The sequence below is a fragment of the Nocardia sp. NPDC046473 genome (assembly GCF_040645995.1).
Classification (GTDB): Bacteria; Actinomycetota; Actinomycetes; order Mycobacteriales; family Mycobacteriaceae; genus Nocardia.
Map to the genome: position 1 here is coordinate 1 of NZ_JBEYZJ010000033.1, position 3,040 is coordinate 3,040.

The following is a 3,040-nucleotide window of genomic DNA, read 5'->3' on the forward strand; positions in this document are numbered from 1 at the left end:
GGATGCTCTTACGACGTTGTCGTAAAGCCAAGGCAACTTGAGGTTAAATGGTCAAGCCGCACGGATCATTAGTATCAGTTAGCTCAATACATTGCTGTACTTACACACCTGACCTATCAACCACGTAGTCTACATGGTTCCTTCAGGGGGCTTGTGCCCCGGGAGATCTCATCTTGAGGCGCGCTTCCCGCTTAGATGCTTTCAGCGGTTATCGCTTCCGAACATAGCTACCCGGCAATGCCACTGGCGTGACAACCGGAACACCAGAGGTTCGTCCACTCCGGTCCTCTCGTACTAGGAGCAGCCCCTCTCAAATCTCCAACGCCCATGGCAGATAGGGACCGAACTGTCTCACGACGTTCTGAACCCAGCTCGCGTACCACTTTAAATGGCGAACAGCCATACCCTTGGGACCGACTACAGCCCCAGGATGTGATGAGCCGACATCGAGGTGCCAAACACCGCCGTCGATATGAACTCTTGGGCGGTATCAGCCTGTTATCCCCGGAGTACCTTTTATCCGTTGAGCGATGGCCCTTCCATACAGAACCACCGGATCACTAAGTCCTAGTTTCCTACCTGCTTGATCCGTCGATCTTGCAGTCAAGCACGCTTATGCCTTTGCACACAGTGCGCGATGTCCGACCGCGCTGAGCGTACCTTCGAGCTCCTCCGTTACTCTTTAGGAGGAGACCGCCCCAGTCAAACTACCCACCATACACGGTCCCCGACCCAGATAATGGGCCCAGGTTAGAACGTCAAGCACGACAGGGTGGTATTTCAAGGATGGCTCCACTGCAGCTAGCGCCACAGTTTCATAGCCTCCCACCTATCCTACACAGACGAACTCAACGTTCAGTGTAAAGCTATAGTAAAGGTTCACGGGGTCTTTCCGTCTTGCCACGGGAACGCTGCATCTTCACAGCGATTTCAATTTCACTGAGTCTCGGGTGGAGACAGCGCCGCTGTCGTTACGCCATTCGTGCAGGTCGGAACTTACCCGACAAGGAATTTCGCTACCTTAGGACCGTTATAGTTACGGCCGCCGTTTACTGGGGCTTCGATCAAGAGCTTCGCCTTGCGGCTGACCCCATCAATTAACCTTCCAGCACCGGGCAGGCGTCACACCCTATACGTCCACTTTCGTGTTTGCAGAGTGCTGTGTTTTTGATAAACAGTCGCAGCGGCCTGGTTACTGCGACCCTCTTCAGCTATAGCTCGCACGAGCCACCAAAAAGGGTGCACCTTCTCCCGAAGTTACGGTGCCATGTTGCCTAGTTCCTTCACCCGAGTTCTCTCAAGCGCCTGAGAATTCTCATCCTACCCACCTGTGTCGGTTTACGGTACGGTCTGCGTAAGCTGAAGCTTAGGAGCTTTTCCTGGAAGCGTGGTATCAGTGACTTCGCCATAAAGGCTCGTCTCGGTGCTCGGTCTTAAAGGATCCCGGATTTGCCAAAGATCCAAACCTACCGCCTTTCCCCAGGACAACCAACGCCTGGTACACCTAACCTTCTCCGTCCCTCCATCGCACTTACGCGAGGTGCAGGAATATTAACCTGCTTCCCATCGACTACGACTTTCGTCCTCGCCTTAGGGGCCGACTCACCCTGCGCCGATTAACGTTGCGCAAGGAAACCTTGGGCTTTCGGCGTGCGGGTTTTTCACCCGCATTATCGTTACTCATGTCAGCATTCGCACTTCCGATACCTCCAGCAGACTTCTCAATCCACCTTCAACGGCTTACGGAACGCTCCTCTACCGCGCATAACAAAGTTATGCACCCCAAGCTTCGGTTCTGTGCTTAGCCCCGTTAAATCTTCCCCGCAGACCGACTCGACCAGTGAGCTATTACGCTTTCTTTAAAGGGTGGCTGCTTCTAAGCCAACCTCCTGGCTGTCTGTGCCTTTCCACATGGTTTTCCACTTAGCACAAAATTTGGGACCTTAGCTGTGGGTCTGGGTTGTTTCCCTTTTCACGACGGACGTTAGCACCCGCCGTGTGTCTCCCATACAGTCCGTCTCGGTATTCGGAGTTTGCAATGGTTTGGTAAGTCGCGATGACCCCCTAGCCATAACAGTGCTCTACCCCCGAGAGGATACATATGAGGCGCTACCTAAATAGCTTTCGAGGAGAACCAGCTATCTCCGGGTTCGATTAGCTTTTCACTCCTAATCACACCTCATCCCCTACCTTTGCAACGGGAGTGGGTTCGGGCCTCCAGTGCGTGTTACCGCACCTTCACCCTGGGCATGACTAGATCACCCGGTTTCGGGTCTACTGCCCGCGACTATGCGCCCTTATCAGACTCGGTTTCCCTTCGCCTCCCCTATACGGTTAAGCTTGCCACGAACAGTAAGTCGCTGACCCATTATACAAAAGGTACGCAGTCACTCCTTGCGGAGCTCCTACTGCTTGTACGCACACGGTTTCAGGTTCTATTTCACTCCCCTCTCCGGGGTTCTTTTCGCCTTTCCCTCACGGTACTGGTTCACTATCGGTCGGTCAGTAGTATTTAGCCTTGGAGGATGGTCCCCCCATGTTCAGACAGGGTTTCACGTGCCCCGCCCTACTCGTCTTCACTGAAATGGCCCTTTCAGATACAGGGCTATCACCTTCTATGGCCGCTCTTTCCAGAGCGTTTTCCTAGAACCAAATCAGCTTAAGGGCTAGTCCGCGTTCGCTCGTCGCTACTTACGGAATCTCGGTTGATTTCTTTTCCTCTGGTTACTTAGATATTTCAGTTCACCAGGTTCGCTTCCAGCAGCTATGTATTCACTGCAGGATACCCGCAAGCGGGTGGGTTTCCCCATTCGGACATTACCGGATCAAAGCTTGTTGCCAGCTCCCCGATACTTTTCGCAGGCTGCCACGTCCTTCATCGCCTCTGACCGCCAAGGCATCCACCGTGTGCGCTTATTCGCTTGACCATATAACCGCAAGTTGCCTTGGGTTATATATGTGACCCGGGGGTACAAAGCCCGGATACGAATATAACGACTCAATCAATAAAGAGACTTCCGTCTCTCGCCTTAGCCTCACG

Annotated in this window: 1 rRNA gene; it reads right to left on the minus strand. The window is 53.3% G+C overall.

Annotated elements, in window-relative coordinates:
- Nucleotides 1–47: 47 nt before the first annotated feature.
- Nucleotides 48–2,927 (minus strand): 23S ribosomal RNA (locus ABZ942_RS43785).
- Between the last annotated feature and the right edge of the window lie 113 nt (nucleotides 2,928–3,040).